This window comes from Bradyrhizobium sp. USDA 3240, from assembly GCF_054063295.1.
Genome location: NZ_JBSSGD010000002.1, coordinates 7,743,046 through 7,762,700, shown reverse-complemented (window position 1 = coordinate 7,762,700; position 19,655 = coordinate 7,743,046). Strand labels below are relative to the sequence as shown.

Below are 19,655 nucleotides of genomic sequence, written 5' to 3'. Positions count from 1 at the left end.
GCAGCCGTGCCGGAGTTGTGTTTCGGCATGGAATAAGGACCCCGTTTCGGGGTGATCGGCATCCAATCGGGACCCCGGGATAAGGGTCCACAGTGGCTTCCATCGAGTCATGGAAGCCGAGGTTGGGATGCTGGTGGTGGAGACGATTGGTAAGATCCGTCGCGCCTACTTTGTTGATGGTCGTCCGATCAAGGCGATCTGCCGAGAACTTGGCGTATCGCGGAAGGTGGTTCGCAAGGTCATTCGTTCTCAAGCGACGGAGTTCCGGTACGAGCGCGAGACGCAGCCGCTCCCGAAGATGGGTGCCTGGAGTGCCGAGCTTGATCGGTTGCTGGCAGGGAATGAGAGCAAGGCGGCGCGGGAACGGCTGACGCTGATCCGGCTATTCGAGGAACTCCGCGGCCTGGGTTATGCCGGCGGCTATGATGCGGTTCGTCGATACGCCCGACGGTGGACCAAGGAACGCGGCACCTCGACAGCGTCGGCTTATGTGCCGCTGAGCTTTGCACCAGGCGAAGCCTACCAGTTCGACTGGAGCCACGAGGTGGTCCTGCTGAGCGGCACCACGGTGATGGTGAAGGCTGCTCATGTTCGGCTCTGTCACAGTCGCATGCTGTTCGTGCGGGCCTATCCGCGGGAGACGCAGGAGATGGTGTTCGACGCCCACGACCGGGCATTCGCCCTGTTCAAAGGCACCTGCACCCGCGGCATCTACGACAACATGAAGACCGCGGTGGAGACGATCTTTGTCGGTAAAGGCCGTCTCTACAATCGCCGCTTCCTGCAGATGTGCAGCCACTATCTGGTCGATCCGGTCGCCTGTACGCCAGCGTCGGGCTGGGAGAAGGGGCAGGTCGAGAACCAGGTCGGGCTGGTCCGGGAGCGCTTCTTCACGCCGCGGCTGCGGTTCAAAAACCTCGACGAGTTAAACGCCTGGCTGCTCGACAAGTGCATCGCCTACGCCAAGGCTCATCGCCATCCGGAGCTGGTCGATCAGACGATCTGGGACGTGTTCGAAGCCGAACGCCCCAAACTCGTTCCCTATGCCGGCCGCTTCGACGGCTTCCATGCGGTGACAGCATCGGTCTCGAAGACCTGCCTGGTGCGCTTCGACAACAACAAGTACTCGGTCGCAGCCAGTGCAGTCGGACGACCGGTCGAGGTTCAAGCCTATGCCGATCGCATCGTGATCCGTCAGGATGGACGTATCGTTGCCGAGCACCCGCGATCCTTTGGCCGCGGCGATACCGTCTACGACCCCTGGCATTATGTGCCGGTGCTCGCCCGCAAACCCGGCGCCTTGCGCAACGGTGCTCCCTTCAAAGACTGGGTGCTGCCGGCCGCGATCGAGCGGATCCGGCGCAAGCTGGCCAGCACCGACGATGGCAATCGGCAGATGGTCGACATCCTCACCGCGGTGCTGACTGACGGTCTGTCCGCGGTGGAAGCGGCTTGTGCCGAAGCGCTCAGTCACAGCGTCCATTCCGCCGATGTCGTTCTCAATATCCTGGCCCGTCAACGTGAACCCGCCCCACCGGCCAACATCATGACGCCGGCCGCACTGACGCTCCGTCATGCACCGATCGCCGATTGTGCCCGCTACGACAACCTCCGGAGGACCATCTGATGGAACGAACCCAAATCTTCGACCTCATGGGCGAACTTAAGCTCTACGGCATGAAGGCTGCCTTCGACGAGATCATGGCAACTGCCGTCAAGCGCCAGCACGAGCCTCAACGCATTGTCGGCGACCTGCTCAACGCCGAGATCAACGAGAAGCAAGCCAGGTCGATCAAATACCAGCTCACCATTGCAAAGCTGCCGCTCGCCAAGGACATCGCCGACTTCCAGTTCGACGGCACGCCGATCAATCAGACTCTCGTCAATGATCTCGCTGGCGGCGGCTTCATCGCCCAACAACGCAACGTCGTGCTGGTTGGCGGCACCGGTACAGGCAAAACCCACCTGGCGATTGCCATCGCCAGAAGTTGCATCCGCGATGGCGCCAGAGGACGCTTCTACAACGTCGTCGACCTCGTCAACCGGCTCGAGACCGAGACCCGCAACGGTCGGCAGGGACGGCTCGCCGAGCATCTGACCCGCATGGACTTCATCGTTCTCGACGAGCTGGGCTATCTGCCGTTCGCGCAATCCGGCGGTCAGCTCCTGTTCCATCTCATCAGCCGGCTCTACGAGCGCACCTCCATCATTGTCACCACCAATCTTGCGTTCGGCGAATGGCCCAGTGTGTTCGGTGATGCCAAAATGACCACCGCGCTACTCGACCGATTGACCCATCACTGCGACATCGTCGAGACCGGCAACGACAGCTGGCGATTCAAAAGCCGCGACGATGTTCAAACAACCCGCGCTCGCGCCGTCTCCGCAACCCCGACCAGCTCCGACGACCCGAGCGCTACCAGCAGAGCACGCCGATCAAAGGGGTCCCTTTTGGATGCCGATAGGGGGTCCCAGTCGAACGCCGATTGACAGCCGGAGTGGTTGAAAGCTGCTTTTGCGCGGGAATGTAAGGTCGCCTCAGCCTCTGGATTGTCGCGGCCAGGCGACGACTGGATCCCCGCCGGCGTCGCCAAGGTCAGGGGAGCTGGGGCTACGGGGCTTCGGAGGTTGTGGCGGCCAACCTCGACCACTGAATCTACGTCTCTCTTGAATTTCGTCACCAGTAGTCTGCGATTGTTGCAGCGCGCTAATACCTTTGCCCCAAGAGGCGACGTGCTGTTGGATCTCTTAAGTTAGGACTAGTTCAGAATGGCAATTTGCCGCAGGCATTTGCCGATTTATCGTGTTCCCAGTCGTGCGGATTGGCGGACACCCACACCCCGACCAGACATATCGTGCGATAAGGGATCGCCGCTCCAGCCTAGGGAGCGACGGTCCCGCCCAATTGCGGAGCGATCAGCTCACTCGAAAACAGGTGGAATTCGGAATAGCAACGCTCACTAGCGCGAAAGCAAAATTGAGGCCCGCGTTGACCAATCGAGACGGCACGCTTGAGCGACAAACCATCAAGGGTTTTCTCGGGATTGAGAGCTCCGATGACGGGCTGGCATTCAGAGTTGATGTTGACGCCGATCATGGCTCGGCAATTTGGACGATTCCCTACAAGCACGCGATCTGGCTGGCCCAGGCGATCCTGGAGATTTCGCCCGTCGCTGTTGGCAGGCAGACTGCCGGCGGCGCTGTGGAAGGGACCAATCTCGTCGGTGAGCGTCTCAACGTCGAGAGAACCCGCGTGCTTGTGAAGGTGCGTTCCGACCATGCTGCGATCTCCGCTCAGGGCGCTTGGTCGTCCGACAAAACACCGGGCACCACAATTCTGATGGTCGACCAGTCGATCGCCGCAGATCTGGTCGAGCAACTCGGAGCGTTCCTGGCCTCGGCTCAGGCTCTATCTCGACCATCGTAGTCGTTCTCACAATTGCGGAAATTGCGCGCGCCCGAAGCACTGGCTGCCGGCCGGCACCAGCCGAAAGCTGGCCGGTCACAGCCCCTCGGCACAGTCGCGCCGAAGGCACAAGTCGCAGGAGTGGGTAACCAGAAAGGGTCCGCACCTAGGTCGAATTCCCGATATAGTACCGCCATCCGCCCGGCCGAGGCGACGGTCACAGACGCCCGACGGCGTGGCCGCCAGAAGGATACGTGTGTGACCAGGCCAGCCCGATCATGGGATCATGCGCGATCATTGCAGCAGGATCCTTGTTCTCTCATCAAAGCGCGCTCGCGGTCCTCTGGCGTTGAACAAGAATGAGCATGCCCGACGCCGTCACCGATGTAAGCCTGGAGGCATTGAAGAGCACTGCCTGGCTTGAAAGCGCGTGGCAGGAGCTCGAAGCTCGGGCCAATCACTCGTTCTTTCTGTCCTGGCTCTGGATCGGCACCTGGCTGCGGCATATTCCGGATGGCACGCAACCACATGTCCTCGTAGCACGGTCGTCAGGCAAGATCGTCGGGTTGGCGATTATTGGCCGGCGGAGAGCCTGGAGTCTTGGACCGCATGCGCGGGCACGTTGGCTGCTCAATGAATCGGGAGATACCCGTTTCGACCGGCTGTTCATCGAGTGCAATAGCATTCTTGCAGAGCAACCGGACACCATTATCCCGGCAGGTCTCGACGCGCTGACGTCCCGCTTGCGCCGCTCGGATCAGCTGGTGCTTTCCGGAATTGATACAGACCTCGAGTTGGCCGCTTGCCGCGCGGCGAGCCAGGCTGGGCTCGTCAGCGAGGTGAAACAGGCTGATACGGCCCTGTGGGTTGATTTCGCGAAAGTCCGTCAGCAAAAGAAGGATTATCGCGCCACACTGGGCCGCAGCACTCGCCAGGCCGTGAGCCGCGCCATGAGGTTGTACGCTGAACGAGGCCCCCTTGAATTCCGGATCATGGAAACGACGACGGAAGCCTTGGCCGCGTTCGATCTGCTAAGCGACTTTCATCGGTCGCGATGGGGACGCAAGGGCGCTTTCGCAAATCCGGGCTTCCGTCCGTTCCACGAGGATCTCATCGCGCGCGGAATACCCACGGGAGCTGTCCGCATCTCACGGACGTTGGTTGCCGGCCAGACGATTGGGGTCGTGTACAATTTCGTGCATGGCGGCCGTGTCCTGAACTACCAAAGCGGCTTTCTCTATGAGAGCGATGGCCGGCTCAAGCCCGGGCTCGTCAGCCATGTGCTGGCCATCGAGGACAGCATCTCGCGCGGGGAAAGCGGCTACGACTTCCTGGCTGGCGGCGCTGGGCACAAGGCCCATCTGTCAAACAGCGAGTATGCCATGAAGTGGATCGCAATCGGCAGAGACGGTCCAGAACGCCACATCGAGACGAAGCTCCGCGAGGCCAAACGGACGCTCCGAACGATCGTCACGAACCTGCCAAAAACGAAGCTGCGGCTCTTCGGGTCAGCAAACGCAAATTGAACTTCCTGGCCACCAACTGCCTAAACGTTGTCAATGGCCTCAATATGCACGCCTTTCACCGCCCTTCCAGATGGATCATCCATGCTCGCAAATTGCTGGGACCAGAGAAATGCGGTCGGCGTCGAACACGCGATCGAGGGACCGACGGGGACGGTTAGGCAGGCTGTCGGATTCTTGAAAATGCTGTCGAAGATGGTCCGATAGAAATATCCCTCCTTCGAGGTCGGCGTCTGCTTCGGAAAGCGCTCACCCGCCTCTGCGAACATCTGATCCGAGACCTTGCCTTCGGCATGATTCCTCAAGCACTCGATCCAGCCGTACCCCACTCCGTCTGAAAACTGTTCCTTTTGACGCCACAAAATCTCCTGCGGCAGCAGGTCGGTAAAGGCTTCCCGCAATATGCCCTTTTCGATCTTCGCACCGGGGCACATTTTTTCGGCAGGATTGATCGACATCGCGTAATCCAGGAATTCCTTGTCCAGGAACGGTACGCGGGCTTCGACCCCCCAGGCAGCGGTTGCCTTGTTTGCGCGACAGCAGTCGTACCTGCTCAGCGCAAAGAGCTTTCGAACGGTCTCCTCGTGGAATTCTTCTGCTGATGGGGCCATGTGGAAGTAGAGATAGCCGCCGAACACCTCGTCGGCGCCTTCTCCAGACAGCACCATCTTGATGCCCATCGCCTTGATCTTGCGCGCCATCAGATACATCGGCGTGCCGGCACGGATGGTGGTGACATCGAAGGTTTCCAGGTGCCGGATCACATCGGGCAATGCGTCCAACCCGTCCTGCACAGTGAATACAACTTCATGATGGACCGTGCCGATGTGAGCCGCCACCTTACGCGCATACTTCATGTCGGGCGAATTTTCCAAGCCCACGGAGAACGAGTGTAGCCTTGGCCACCAAGCCTCCTCGGTCTCCCCAGACTCGATCCGCTTGAAGCGGTGCCGTGCTGCGAGCGCTGCGATGAGCGATGAATCGAGCCCGCCGGAAATAAGTACCCCGTAAGGTACGTCGCACATCATTTGCTGTATGACTGCGGTCTCGAGCGACGTCCGGAGCTCGTGCAGCGACGCCTTTTTGGTTGGAAAGGCATGCGCCCACTCTGGATCGTACCACCTGACGAATTCGCGGGCTTTGCCGCTATAGTAATGTCCCGGCGGAAACTCCTGGATCGTCTCGCACACCGGATCGAGAGCTTTCATTTCGCTGGCGACATATGTTACGCCGTCCCCGCTCCATCCGATATAAAGCGGCACTATGCCGATATGGTCTCGGGCGACGAAGAACTCGCCGGTACGTTCGTCGAAGAGGGCAAACGCAAAAATGCCACTCAGCATGTTGCACAGAGCTGGTCCGTACTCATCGTAGAGATACAGGATAATCTCGCAGTCCGATTTCGTTTTCCAATCGTGCGGCCGCTTCAGTGCGTCGCGCAGAACGACATGGTTGTAGATCTCTCCGTTCACAGCCAACGCCCGCCCCGCGACAACGTCGAGAAGGGGCTGGGCGCCGTGCTCTACGTCGACGATGGAAAGGCGTTCGTGCGCGAGCATCGCGCGTTCGCTGGAATAAATGCCGCTCCAATCCGGTCCGCGGTGCCTGACCGTCTTCGCCATTTCCAGCGCCCGGCTGCGAGCCGATTCAAACGATTCTGTGAATTGGAATATGCCGACGAAGCCGCACAAGGTGATTAACCCCTCCGATGCCGGCTGATCTATCCCGCCACAATCAGCGCTTGCATTGAACTGAAATGCCCAACAGTGGCATTGAATTCGCAAGCTGAACAGCACACCATCCGAAGTAACCAGAATGCGTTGAGAGGCTGCCCGGAGGTAAGCGCCGTGTCGCGCCGCGCCCTCAGAGCGGCAGCGAGATCGGTATAAGGCGGAAAAGCTGTTGCCTCAGGGCCTTGCCACGTCTGAGCGGCGATGCGCAGGCCCGGATCGCGTCACCGTCGATCCGGACCTTTCCAACTTCCGCATTGGGCCTGCGTGGCGCCCGGCTTGGTCCGGCGGCACAAGGCCTCGCCCAAGCAAGACGGCTGCTTACCGTTCCCGCAACGCTTCCTGCTTGTACCTCGCCAGCGGCGAGAGCAGGTAGCTGATGATCCTGCGCGTACCGGTCTTGATCTCGACCGTCACCGCCATGCCCGGGCCGAGCTTGACGAGCTTGTCCTCCACCTGCATGTGCGTCCGGTCGAGCGACACGCGCGCGGCATATTCCAGCTCCTGACCTTTCGGCTCGCTGCTGCTCATCGTGGCGCCCGATGCACGGTCATTCGACCCCTGCGTCCTGTCGCGCGTGATGGCATCCGTCGACACGCTGAGCACGTCGCCGTGAAGCAGTCCGTAGCGCGTGAAGCTGAAGGTATCGATCTTGATCTCCGCCTCCTGCCCCGGATGGACGAATCCGATATCGCGGTTGGAGAGCATGGCCTCGATCTCGAGCTGGCTTTCGCTGGGGACCACCACTGCGAGCGCCTGAGCCGGGGTCACCACGCCGCCCACCGTATGAACGGCAAGCTGCTGCACGACCCCGTCGACTGGCGCGGTCAGACGCTGGAGCTTCGTGCGTCGGTCCGCCTTGACGACCTCCTGCGCCGCACTGGCGGCCTTCTGCTCGGCCTTCGCAAGTGCGTCATAGGTCGCGCGACGATACTCCGCGGCAGCCTTTTCCTTGGTTTCCTTCAGTAGCGCGATCGCCGCATCGGCTTCGCGCAGCCGGCTCTTCTGCAGCACAAGATCCTGCTGCATGGCGACCAGCTCCTGATACTCGGTTAGATAGACGACCTTGGAAGCCAGTGCCTTTTCGACGAGGCCTTTGCGGATATCGACCCTCTCCTGAAGCACGGGGATGGTTGCTTCCAGCTTGGCAACGCTCGCCGATGTCGTGTCCCGCTCCGCCTCCTTCTGCCCCTGCTGCCGCTCGATTTCGGAAAGCTTGGCATTCTGCTCGGCGCGCTCGCTGATCAGGAACTGGCGATGCATCTCGATCTCGGCGGCGCTGGCGTTCTGCGGAGCACGGAAAGCGGCGAGCGGATCGGCTGTAAGTGCCGCCCGCAATCGCGCTGCGTCGAGTTCGGCCGCCAGCAGATCGCTCTTCTGACGCTCCTGGTCGGCTTCCGTCATCGTTGGGTCGAGCTCGATCAGAACGTCGCCGGCCTTCACGCTCTGGCCATCGCGGACCTTGATGGCGCGGACCACACCCGTCTCGAATGGTTGGATCAGCTTGGTGCGGCCGCCGGGCACGATCTTGCCAGTCGCCGTGGCGACGATATCAACGCTGCCGAGCGTCGCCCACAACAGTGCGATGCAGAACATTGCGATGATGCTCGCTCCGATCGCACGCCCGATCGGTGACGGCGGCGATTCGGCGATTTCGAGCGCCGCCGGCAGAAATGCAAGCTCGTGCTCCCGGCGCCGGAGTTCGCGCCTCGGAAACGGGACGATGTTGCGACTAGCGGACGTCATGGATACCGGCCTGCAGGTAATGAAGGTTCGCGTAACGGCCATTGGTCTGGATCAGCTCATCATGGCTGCCGTCCTCGACGATGCGGCCATGCTCGAGCGTGATGATCCGGTCGGCATTACGTACAGTCGACAACCGGTGAGCGATAACGACCACGGTCCGGCCGGCGGAAATCCGCCTCATGTTCTGCTGGATCGCGCGCTCACTTTCGTAATCCAGCGCGCTGGTCGCCTCGTCGAAAATCAGGATGCGCGGGTCGGTGATCAGCGCGCGCGCGATTGCGATACGCTGGCGTTGTCCGCCAGACAGGCTGCTGCCGCGCTCGCCCACGACGGTGTCGTAACCCTCGGGCAGTTCCAGGATGAAGTCGTGCGCGCCGGCCAGTATTGCCGCTTCGATGACGCGCTCCATCGACATGGTCGGATCGGTCAGTGCGATGTTGTCCCGGATCGTGCAGTTGAACAGCACGTTTTCCTGCAGCACGACGCCGATCTGGCGCCGTAGCCAGCTCAGGTCGACCATTGCGAGGTCGACGCCATCGACCAGCACGCGTCCGCTCTCCGGAACATAGAGACGCTGGATCAGTTTGGTGACGGTGCTCTTGCCCGACCCCGACGAGCCGACGATACCGATGACCTGGCCCGGCTCGATGCTGAAGGACACGTCGTGCAACACCTCGGGGCCGTCGATGCGATAGCGGAAGGTCACGTGCTCGAACTTCACCTGGCCGCGGATCGGCGGCAAAGCCGCGCGGGACGGCGTGAAGCTCGGCTCCGGAATGGTGTTGAGGATGTCGCCGAGACGATCGATCGACAGACGGGCCTGGTGGAAGTCCTGCCAGACCTGTGCAAGCCGCAGTACCGGCGTGCTGACGCGCGCAGCCAGCATGTTGAACGCGACGAGTTCGCCGACGGTCAGCTCTCCACCAATGACCAGCCGCGCGCCGAAGTAAAGGGTCGCGGCGATGACCAGCTTGTTGATCATCTGAACGGCCTGGCTCGCCGTATTGTTCAGGCTGAGCACGCGGAAGCTTGCGGCTACATAGCCGGCGAGCTGTTCTTCCCAGCGGCGTTGCATCTGTGGCTCGACCGCCATGGCTTTCAAGGTCTCGACGCCGGTGACGCTTTCGACCAGGAAGGCCTGATTCTCGGAGCCGCGATTGAACTTCTCATCGAGGCGCGCGCGGAATAGCGGCGCGGCTCCCGCCGATATGCCGATGTAGAATGGGAAAGACGCGAGCACGATCCAGGTCAACGTCGTCGAGTAGTAGAACATCACCACAAGGAAGACGACCGTGAACAGAAGGTCGATCACCAGCGTGAGTGCCGAACTCGTCAGGAACTGGCGGATGTTCTCCAGCTCCCGGACGCGCGCCACCGAATCTCCGACGCGACGGGTCTGGAAATAGGCGATCGGCAGTGCCATCAGGTGGCGAAACAGCCTGGCACCGAGCTCGACGTCGATACGGTTTGTCGTATGCGCGAACAGATAGACGCGCAGCGTCTCGAGAATGGCCTCGAACACAGTCAGCACGACAAGGCCGATGACCAGAACATCGAGCGTGCTCATGCTTCGATGCACGAGCACCTTGTCGATCACCACCTGGAAGAACAACGGTGAGACAACGGCGAAGATCTGAAGGAAGAACGACGCCGCCAGCACCTCGCTGAGCAGGCGGCGATACTTCTGCATGGCGCCGACGAACCAGCCGATATCGAAGCGTCGCGCGAGATCAGTCAGTCTGGCGCGCCGGGCCATCAGAATGAGGCCACCATCCCAGATCGCCTCGAGCTGGGCCTGGGTAAGGGTTTCAGGGCGCGGAGACAGCGGGCGCTGAACGAGAAGCTTGCCGTCGATCAGCTTGCCGAGAATCAGGAAGCTGCCGTCGCGCAGCAGTGCAATTCCCGGCAGCGGCGTGACCGCAAGCCTGTCCCAACTGGTCCGCTGCACCCTTGCCTTGAGCCCGAACTCCTTCGCGCAGCGCAAGATTTCAGTAACGCCAACGCGCGCCGCGCCGACCCGGTGGTGGATTTGGGCGGGGTCGGCAGCAATTCCATGGCAACGCAGCAAGATCGCGAGCGCAATGAGCCCGGATTCGTCGACGTCGTCCGGATCGGCGCTCGCAGCCGGGGATCCGGTATCCGCGGCCTCGTTCGCAACATCGCCGGAAGCGGTAAAGCGCGCCCGCATGCCGGACGCATTCGTCAACACGGTATCGCGGGCCTTGGTCAAGCCGTCGCGGGCAAGCACCAGCAGGCCACCGGCGTGGCGCATCAGGCCGGCGCCTAGGCCAACTGCTCGGGCGCCGATGTCGGCAACCGCATGACGTGCGCCGTGTGTGAGGCTCTGTGAGCCGGGCGAGATCAAGCCGCCATCCCAGATCGCCTCAAATTCCGCACGCGTCATCCGCCGCGGATGCGACGAGGTCGGGTGCAGCACAAGCGCTACCTGGTCCTCGATTTTTCCCAGAAGCAGGAATCCGCCGTCATGCAGCGAAGCGATGCCAGGCAGCTGGATGCCCGCCAGCCGCGGCCAATCCATTGTTGTCGCACGGACTTTGACCCCGAATTCGCGCGCGCAACGAAGCATTCCGCGGATGCCTATCCCATTGTCTCCGCAACGATCGCGGAGCTGATCGGGTTCGGTGTTCACGCCATGAAGGCGCAGGAACAGAGCCAGCGCTCGAAACCCTAGATCTGGAGTTGCGTGGGCATTTCCGTTCTGGATCGCCATTTCGTTACTCTACCCTTCGCGGCTACCGCCTGCGTTTGTGGTCCTTTGCATGCACATGGAATTCCAATGACGCCTATCCGAGGATACGCGACATACGCGTGCTTGCGGCCAAAACGGCGCAAGCAATCATCAGAGCGTTAGGGCCTCGAACCGCGAGGAGATTTCAGCGCGACGGGATATTGAAATTGCCCCCCCGACTGGCTGAGCAGGTTGGTTAACGAGCAAAAATGGCGAAAAAACTTTCGAATTGTGGATTTATACACATGCAAGTTGTGCCCGGAAACTGACCTAAACTCAGGCGTTTTACGCTCACAACGAAGTATCGAATCAGAATTCTTACGGCGATTGTCCGTCAATCGGCGGCAACCGGCAACCCTCCGTTGCGGATTGGCTTTTCAACCTTCCCGTCGCGGCTGCTGGCCGACCACTTTGCCGCGTGACGTCCCAAAAATTGACGGTGCCGCACCCGGGCGCAAGGTGCCCGGGTGCGGCAGGTCGTCAGTGGTGCGGCTTCGTCAGGAACGAGTTCTGCATCCAGGCGGCGCCATTCGAAATCGCTGCCGCGATCTGTCCCCCGTCGACCCGACCGGAGCTACCGGCCAGATACTGGTTCAGCAGCGCGAAGCTATGGCTCGTCTGGGACCCCTTGGCCGTATCGTAATTCGCCAAAGAGGTGGTCTGCGGCACGGTGGCTGCCAGCGTATTGCTGGCCGAGCTAAGGTGGTGGTGCAGTCCATGGCCCTGGCTTGTCGTGCTCCCTGAGCTTGTCGTGCTCCCTGAGGTTGCGGACGGCCGAGGATCCGTGACGGTGATGGTCTGCGGCGTCGCCGACGTCACAGCCCCCGTCACCGGGTCCTTCGCGCTCGCGGTCAAGGTGAGAGTCGCGACCGGATGAGCACTGCCCCTGTAGTAGGATGTCAGCGTCAATCCGCTGGCGACCTGCGCAGAGCTCAGAGTGATGTTGCCACCCCTGAACGTCGTGCCGTCGCCGGTCGTGATCGTCTCATATTTCGGCAGCCCCTTGATGTTCAGGCTGACCTTATCGTTGGGATCGGTCGTCGACAGCGTTGTCCCCAGGTCGATATGACCGCCTCTGCCGTTCACCGTGAGTGAGCTGTCCGCGACGGAGAGCACCGGCGTGGTCACCGTCGGCGTCGACGGAGTTGTCGGCGTCGTCGGTGTGGTTGGCGTCGTCGGTGTGGTTGGCTGCGTCGGCATGATGGGCGTGTTCGAGATCTGAAGACCGGAGAATGTCTTCACCGCGCCCGAGAGATTAGCGGCAAGCCCCCCGGAATCCTTGATGCTCACGCCGCTCGCGAGATTGACCCCGGTGATGGCGAGCGCCGAGGTGTTCGTATTGGTCGACGCGACCGTCGTCTGGAAGGTGAGCGTATTTGTCCCGGAGCCACCAACATAGGTGGCGCTGGCGCCATCATTGAGCGACAGCGTCGGCTTGCCTGTGACGGTCACGGTCTCGCTCAAGGTGAGGGTCAACGTGACGACATCGCCGACATGCTCGGTCCCGGTCCCCGGCGAAGCGGACGCCTGCGTCACTGTCGGCGCGACGTTCGGGGTGGTGGGCTGCGTCGGCGTGGTGGGCTGCGTCGGTGTGGTCGGCTGCGTCGGCGCCGACGTCGCCGCCGATCCCGTCAACAGCGTCATGTTTCGGTAATCGACGGCGACGGTCTCGGGCGCCGTCGACCGATAGACTCCGTATTCCCAATTGGTGGCCTGCCCATAGCCCAGGGGGCCACTGTAGTTCACGACCTGTGTCCCGTTGATCGAGACCTTCAAATAGCCGCCACCGGTGTTCGAAACGTCGGCCTGAATTTGGATATTGTTGTACACGCCCGTCTGGATCGGATTGGGGTCGGTCCAGAGCGTGAGCATCTGCACATTGCCGGCCCCGTTGCTCGGGTTCTGACCCGGCTGGACATATCTGGCGACAACCTGCAGATGATCGCCGACAAGCTGGATCGCAAACGGCGGCGAGGTGCCCACGCCGCTCGAGTTATCATCATTGTGCATCTGCCCGACGATGAACCAGCCATCTGCCGTATTCGTAAATGACCCATTTGGGCCATTTGCCTCCACCATGAACTGATAGTTCAAGTTGATCGGAGTGCCGCCGGGAATGTTGCCCGCGCCCGAAACCTCGGAGCGGTCGACAGATGAGTCGTCGTACCAGGCATGATCACCCTGCTGGACTTGGAAGCGCAGAGTTTGCGCGTCAGGATTGGTCAGGCTGTAGCTCGTGCTCGCATCCTGCACGCCGTAGACGTCGCCCCCGATCGAAAACCTCGTCATCGGTGTGGAAGAAAATGATGTGATTGTCCCAGTCGTATCCAATTCAGGCCTCCATGGGTCAAGAGATGCTTCTCTTTGACGCTTACAAGGGAATTTCCGGCCGCAGCGCGAAGGCGCGCGACATACCACGCACTCGCAACGCCTACGCCACGAGCGGATTTCCGATGCATCGCAGCATCAACTGCGTGCACATTCCGATGCAGTGCGAATCGCCCATCCCCAACTGCTGGGTCGGTTGGTTAATGAGCGAGTATGGCGAAAAAATTATTTAACATGGCGATAGTTTGAAACTGCAAAACCGGCGGCGCCGGCGGCATGTGCTTGCCGTTGCAGCTAAATTCAGCGTGATCGTCACAGGAGAAATAAAAAAGTTCTCCACTTATATTAACAATGAGAACGCTCGCCATCGTGAGCGATCCCTGATCCCGCCGAATGCAGCCCTTCTTGCACATAGCTGCTCGCGATCAAGCTTGCCGATGCAAAGTGTCAGCGTCCTGCGCAGCAGGCGGGCTCTCTTCGGATGAGTAAGCTGTCAATTCCAAAGCTGGCGAAGGCCTCGACACGAGTCGCTCACATCAAGCAATTGACGACCGGGATTGGTGACCCAATCCGAATGGTCGGGCGCTCCACCGGCTCGCCGTCGTCGACCGCCTCTCGCATCGGCAACGCTGCGCATCGTCACGGGAAAGACAGCCGCGAAAGGAAGAAATGGCCAAGCAATCCGGACACGCAGGCGCCCGGGCCGCCTCCTCACCCGATTGCTGAATTTCAGCAGCCCGGCTCTCCCTCGCAAGCAAGTCGAGAGGACATGATGACGCAATCTCCAAGGATTAACCCGCTTGCCCCATTGAGGGTCATCCGTGGCCACAGCAATGTCCTGACACAAGAAGCTGGCAGGGGTCATGTGCGGGATTTTTGGCTGGGCACTTCGGGGGAGGCACCGGCAAGATTACGACACTCTTGTCCGCCTCACCAACCTCATGAAGCACAGGGGCCCCGACGGCGCCGGCTACTGGCAAGGCGACACCGCCGGCGGGCACCATCAGGTCAGCTTGGGGCATAGGCGTCTCTCGATCATCGATCTGGAGGGCGGAGCCCAGCCGATGTGGAGCGCTGATGGCTCGATCGGTCTCGTATTCAACGGAGAGATCTATAACTACGTCGAGTTGCGCGAGGAACTCGTCTCTCTTGGACATGCCTTTCGCACGTCCTCCGATACGGAAGTGCTGATCGAAGCCTACCGGGCCTGGGGACTGGACTCGATCAGGCGGTTCCGCGGCATGTTCGCGTTCGGGCTATGGGACGCGAGGACCCAACAACTTGTCCTGGCGCGCGACCCATTCGGCAAGAAGCCGCTGTTCATAGCCGAGCACGCAGGTCTTTTGTTCGCGTCGGAAATCGAGCCCCTGCTCAAGTTCCCGGGCATGAATACCCAGATCGACCCCCATGCCGTCGAGCACTATCTCCTCAATCGATATGTCCCCGGCCCCAGAACATTCTTTCAAGCCGTGCGTAAGCTTCCTCCCGGCTGCCACCTGGTGTGGCGGGACGGACGCTCCGACATCACCCGGTATTTCACACCACCGTTGGCAACGGCAGAGCCCGACATCACGGACTTCGGCGAGGCAGTCAGGATGTTCAAGGCGACATTCGATGATGCCGTACGGATTCGCATGCGGAGTGACGTTGCGTTTGGAGCCTACCTGTCTGGCGGCCTCGATTCGTCTGCGGTTGTGGCCGCTATGGTCCGCCATAGCTCTGAGCGCGTGCGCACCTTCTCAGTTGGCTTTCGTGAAGCCAGCTACTCCGAGCTTGATCACGCCCGCACCATAGCTCGTCAATTCGACACCAATCACGAGGAGATCGTGCTAGAGCCGCACGACTTCTTGAAGAGCTGGCCGACCGCTGTGCTGCGTCGGGGCGCCCCTGCGGCCGAGCCGGCCGATATTCCAGTTATGATGCTGTCGCATATGGCGGCGAGCAAGGTGAAAATGGTCCTTACTGGAGAAGGAGCGGACGAGCTTCTGGGCGGCTATCCCAAGCATCGAGCCGAGTTGTGGATCGAGCTCTACCAACGGCTGGTTCCGCAGGCCATTCACGACCGCATCATATCACCCGCAATGCGTGCACTCCCGTACGATATGCGGCGCGCCAAGGTCCTGTCCAACGCAGCGGGCGAGCGGGATTGGCCGAGCCGGATGCAACTCTGGTTTGGCGGCGTTTCCCTCAACGAACGGGACCGCATTATCGGACGCCCCCTACCCGTAACGCCGCCGGATTCCCATCCGTTCTCGATGGCCGTCGGGTCGAATGTCCGGCGCACGCTGTTCTTCGATCAGACGTCGTGGCTACCCGACAACCTCCTTGAACGTGCTGACCGAATGATGATGGCAGGCTCGATTGAGGGCAGGATGCCATTCATGGACACCAGTCTCGCCAAGCTTGTGGCGCGGTTTCCGGACAGCTTCCTGGTCGGTCGGAGCGGCGGCAAGTCAGTATTGCGAGCAGCGATGCAGCACACTCTTCCTCCGGGGACTCTGACGCGCAAGAAGATCGGATTTCGCGTGCCAATCGAGGAGTGGTTTCGCGGTCCCTATCGCGAATTCATCTCCGATTTGCTGGTATGCGACGGTGCGCGTGTGGCATCCTTCTGCGACCGGGATGTCTTGAGGCAGTTGGTCAACGAGCATCTCGCCCGCCGTCAGAACCACGAAAAGGTGCTTTGGTCTCTGGCCAACCTGGAGCTGTTCTTGCGAGCCTTCAAGCCGTCAAGTCTGGACTCTCTAGAGAAGCATTCCGTTCCGGAACCGATCTGAACGCCCAAGGCAAACACGGTCGATACGGCGATCGGAACCAAGCGCAACAGTAGACTGGGGCTTGGCCAGATGTTGTCAGGAATAAGAAACCACCAAACGATCAATCGACCATATCGCTCGTGGCCGCGCCTTGCCATGTCGCGCGCGCTCTCTTGCGCGCCACTTTCCGATAAAGGGCGAGATATGCATCGCGCATCGCATCCAGTGAGAATGCCGTCTCAACGCGCAGGCGTCCTGCGGCACCAAAACGATCAGCGAGTTCAGCATTGTCGAGGAGCTTAAGCACGCGATCGGTCAAAGCGCCGGTGTCATGGCTCGGCACAAGAAATCCGGTCTGCCCCTCCAGAACCAACTCGGATGTGCCTCCATCGTCGGTTGCCACAACCGGCTTACCCAATGCCATGCATTCGGTTATTGCGTTGGAAATGCCTTCCCCGTGCAAACGGCTATTGGTGGTGAGAACGCCGACAGTGAAGAGATTGACAATGCTCTCTATGTCGTTCCGCCGCCCCAGAAGCTTTATGCGATGCGAATGTTCAGTCGGGATGCTGTCGCGCACCTGCTCCAGCATATCACCGCTACCGATAGCCAAAAACGTCACATCCTCCCTAAGACGGCAAATGCGGCATGCCATCTCAACGAAGGTCGCATAGTCCTTTCTGGGCGTGAAGTTAGCGACCATCCCGACAATGTGAGGCGTCGCAATCCTCAGAATGGTGCGAAGCTCTGTTTCATTCTTTAGGTTCGAGACCCTTTCAGGACTGAACCCGTTGTAGATGCATAGACCTTTGCGCTCGGGAATTCCGTAGGCAGCCAGGCCTGCACGCGAGTTGGCAACAACAACGTCCGAAAACGGGATCGTCAGCTTGCCTCTCAGGTACCCCTCGGTCCACAGCGTCATATGCGAGGGCGCATCTCGCACGAACCCATTTACGAAAGCTGCCCCGCACACTTTCGCAACCGGCGCTGCATAGATGGAGCACATCGAGCCCCACGAGTGGATGATATCTATTCTCAGGTCGGTGACCAGTTCACATAGGCTCTTGAAAAGGCGCAAATCCTTTCTGCCTCTGCGATTGAGCTGAATGACTTGCGCGTGTTCACGATCAATCTCGAGGCGAACCTCATCCTTGTCCATGACAGCGACGAATGACCGTACGTCACTGTGAGCGGCGAGCCCCTTCAGCAATTCGACGATCTGGCGCTCTTTCCCTCCCGGGCCAAGACGTTCAATAAGGTGCAAGATGCGCATCTCAGCGGCCTTCCCGAGTGAACTGATGCGGTCCACCTCGCAGTGAGTGGTTCAGCGCTACATTCAACGTTGGGACCCCAGTAGCATGTGGGCCGCCGACTGAATGCCACTGATGCGCGCCTCGAATCTGGCTGTCGTATCGAATGGCCCCCCAACGCCGATACGAGGGAGCGCAAAATGATCCGGTTTGAGATCAGACAGTTGCCCATGCCGGGTTGTCACTGCGGTTGAAAAGCCGATCTCCTCTGCAAGGCCCGCTTCCCTGGGACCGCATGCCTTGGAGTCACCGTAAGGGTAAGCAAAGTGCTGAACGGGACGCTGCAGCAACTGCTCCAGGTAGCGGCGGTTATCTGCCATTTCGGCCCGTGCGGACTCAGTATCTAGGCACGATAAGGCAGCATGGGAATCGGTGTGCCCGCCGATTGACGCGAGAGGATGCCGCGCCAGGTCTTGAACCTCCCGCTCATCCAGGAAGTACGCGTCATTCAAGTCCGATAATGACAAACCTGCCTTTCTGAACGTTGGATCAAGCATTGCGATCCGGCGATAATCCTGATGAATCCACTCAGTTACCTCGTTCAAACCCGCCATCTTTTCGCGCAGTCGGGGGCAATGAAATCGCCTGTCCATCGCATCGATCGTTACCGTGTCTCCAGAGCGAAACATTTCACGCAAGCCCAGCCACCACGCCTGCAATGTCCGTTTTGGCGCACCAGTGGGAACGTAGATCGTGAACGGAGCGTTGTATCGCTCGAGGATTGGAAGCGCGGTCGCGACATTGTCCCGGTAGCCGTCGTCAAAGGTAAGCGCCGCATAGCGACCGCCCCTCCCGGAATCCGACGCCAATCGTTCGAGAGATGTCGCCAGACTCACAATCTCCCAGCCTTCTTGCCGCAGCCAATTGAGCGAATATTCAAAGAGGGCGACTGAAGTCCCGGTCATCAATTCCGAGGGGCCATCCTGCTGGATCTCATGGAACATCAGGATAGCCGCCCGGCCGGCAAGGATCTTGCGGATGGCCGGCATCAGGCCAGACCAACGGGCAATTTCGATTACGCTGTTCGTGAGAAGCTGCTTCACTCTAGCTCACCGTAAGAACACAGACCGCACGCCTCGGCCTGCCGACGCGACGATCCCGGGGACGACGTTTCTCCGCGAAGCGCATTGCTATCATCCACTCCGTAGCAAGCGCCTGCCTACCGTTCTTGTCCTGAAGTTCGACAGGACGTCGGCATATACAGCCACGATTCGCTCCACGGTGAGCGCCTGGTCGTATCTCGCCACGGCTGCCCGCCCCTGAAACTCGCCGTTCAGCGACCAATCAAAGGCCTCTCGAAGGCTGCGCGCAATCGTGCCGGCGTCCGGCGGACATATCCACGTTCCCGCGATGCCATTTAACTGTTCACGGACGTCGCCGACATTGGTCGACACCACCGGAAGATTGCACGCGAGAGCTTCCTTGATTGAGGTCGGTGACCCCTCATAATCTGAGCTGAGAAGCAGGGCGTTTGCCGCGCTGTAATACCACGGCATTTCCTCGTTCGGCACGTTGATGACCGTCATCAACTGCGCGTCGACGCCCTCCCGCACCAGCCGATCGACTGACGCTCTTGCCAGATCATATCGCTTCTCAGGGCGTGTCGGATCGAACGGAAACAGGACGACGAATTTGTCGTTGGGCCATTGCAGCCGCGCTCGCGCTTCGTTGCGGTCGTACGGCTTGAATACGTCGAGGTTGACCCCGCAGGGAATCACGGTCGCGGGAATCCGCTTCCGCATCTCCTCTGACACGACGATAATGGCATCGGCGAAGTGCGACACAAGTCGCGTGGACAGCCTTTCAAGGACATTCCCAAGCACGTCGGTCCCGTGCAGTGTGATGACGAGTGGCGCCCGCAACCGAAACATTGCGGGATAGGCCGAATATCCGTAGTGCGCATGAACGACGTCGTATTTCGTCACGCCAGTCATTCGCATGACATCAAAAGTGCCCTTCAGATAGTTCAGCTTCGATTGGGACCCGACAATATTGATGACGTCGACCGTGTGGCCGAACCGGCGCAGTTGCTCTACCTGCTGGTACACGAAGGCTCCGGACCCTGGTCTCTCCGGGCTCGGATACATATTGGTGACACAGAGGATCC

At 60.3% G+C, this 19,655-nt stretch carries 12 protein-coding genes; 5 read left to right on the top strand and 7 right to left on the bottom strand.

Going from position 1 to position 19,655, the window contains the following annotated elements; genetic code table 11:
- The first annotated feature begins 127 nt into the window (after positions 1-127).
- The 4 genes from istA (at position 128) to ACVIGA_RS37040 (ending at position 4,932) form a co-directional block, all read left to right on the top strand.
- Positions 128-1,627, top strand: coding sequence for an IS21 family transposase (istA, locus tag ACVIGA_RS37055; RefSeq protein WP_166309211.1), 1,500 nt, complete (start codon positions 128-130; stop codon positions 1,625-1,627).
- Positions 1,627-2,490, top strand: a complete 864-nt coding sequence (istB, locus tag ACVIGA_RS37050; protein WP_166107168.1) for an IS21-like element helper ATPase IstB — start codon at positions 1,627-1,629, stop codon at positions 2,488-2,490. Before istA ends, istB begins: the two co-directional genes overlap by 1 nt.
- A 499-nt stretch (positions 2,491-2,989) precedes the next feature.
- On the top strand, positions 2,990-3,427 hold the full coding sequence (locus ACVIGA_RS37045) for a hypothetical protein (RefSeq protein ID WP_194455079.1): 438 nt from the start codon (positions 2,990-2,992) through the stop codon (positions 3,425-3,427).
- Between the two features lie 344 nt (positions 3,428-3,771).
- Positions 3,772-4,932, top strand: coding sequence for a GNAT family N-acetyltransferase (locus ACVIGA_RS37040; protein ID WP_456669905.1), 1,161 nt, complete (start codon positions 3,772-3,774; stop codon positions 4,930-4,932).
- A gap of 20 nt (positions 4,933-4,952) precedes the next feature.
- On the opposite strand, the gene asnB (ACVIGA_RS37035) is transcribed toward ACVIGA_RS37040, so the two are convergent.
- The 4 genes from asnB (ACVIGA_RS37035) to ACVIGA_RS37020 form a co-directional block, all read right to left on the bottom strand.
- Positions 4,953-6,620 (bottom strand): asparagine synthase B, encoded by a 1,668-nt coding sequence (gene asnB, locus ACVIGA_RS37035; protein ID WP_456669904.1) that lies wholly within the window; start codon positions 6,618-6,620, stop codon positions 4,953-4,955.
- Between the two features lie 360 nt (positions 6,621-6,980).
- Positions 6,981-8,405: an HlyD family type I secretion periplasmic adaptor subunit gene (locus ACVIGA_RS37030; RefSeq protein WP_223973864.1), complete on the bottom strand. Its 1,425-nt coding sequence runs from the start codon at positions 8,403-8,405 to the stop codon at positions 6,981-6,983.
- The gene (locus tag ACVIGA_RS37025) at positions 8,392-11,136 is read right to left on the bottom strand and encodes a type I secretion system permease/ATPase (RefSeq protein ID WP_456669903.1); all 2,745 of its coding nucleotides are present in this window, start codon (positions 11,134-11,136) and stop codon (positions 8,392-8,394) included. The genes ACVIGA_RS37030 and ACVIGA_RS37025 overlap by 14 nt, the downstream gene beginning before the upstream one ends.
- Positions 11,137-11,634: 498 nt before the next feature.
- The gene (locus ACVIGA_RS37020; protein ID WP_456669902.1) at positions 11,635-13,485 is read right to left on the bottom strand and encodes a heparin lyase I family protein; all 1,851 of its coding nucleotides are present in this window, start codon (positions 13,483-13,485) and stop codon (positions 11,635-11,637) included.
- 860 nt (positions 13,486-14,345) lie between these two features.
- Between ACVIGA_RS37020 and asnB (ACVIGA_RS37015) the strand changes: the two genes are divergently transcribed.
- A complete protein-coding gene (gene asnB, locus ACVIGA_RS37015; RefSeq protein WP_456669901.1) occupies positions 14,346-16,259 on the top strand; it encodes an asparagine synthase (glutamine-hydrolyzing) in 1,914 nt (637 codons plus the stop codon).
- A 100-nt stretch (positions 16,260-16,359) separates the two neighbouring features.
- Here asnB (ACVIGA_RS37015) and ACVIGA_RS37010 read toward each other — a convergent pair whose 3' ends face one another.
- From ACVIGA_RS37010 to ACVIGA_RS37000, 3 genes are all read right to left on the bottom strand, one after another.
- A complete protein-coding gene (locus ACVIGA_RS37010) occupies positions 16,360-17,511 on the bottom strand; it encodes a glycosyltransferase (protein WP_456669900.1) in 1,152 nt (383 codons plus the stop codon).
- A gap of 63 nt (positions 17,512-17,574) precedes the next feature.
- Positions 17,575-18,591 carry a polysaccharide deacetylase family protein gene (locus ACVIGA_RS37005; RefSeq protein ID WP_456669899.1) on the bottom strand — a complete coding sequence of 339 codons (1,017 nt, stop codon included), beginning with the start codon at positions 18,589-18,591 and terminating at the stop codon, positions 17,575-17,577.
- A 90-nt stretch (positions 18,592-18,681) separates the two neighbouring features.
- Complete coding sequence (locus ACVIGA_RS37000; RefSeq protein ID WP_456670970.1) at positions 18,682-19,635, bottom strand: glycosyltransferase; 954 nt, start codon at positions 19,633-19,635, stop codon at positions 18,682-18,684.
- Between the last annotated feature and the right edge of the window lie 20 nt (positions 19,636-19,655).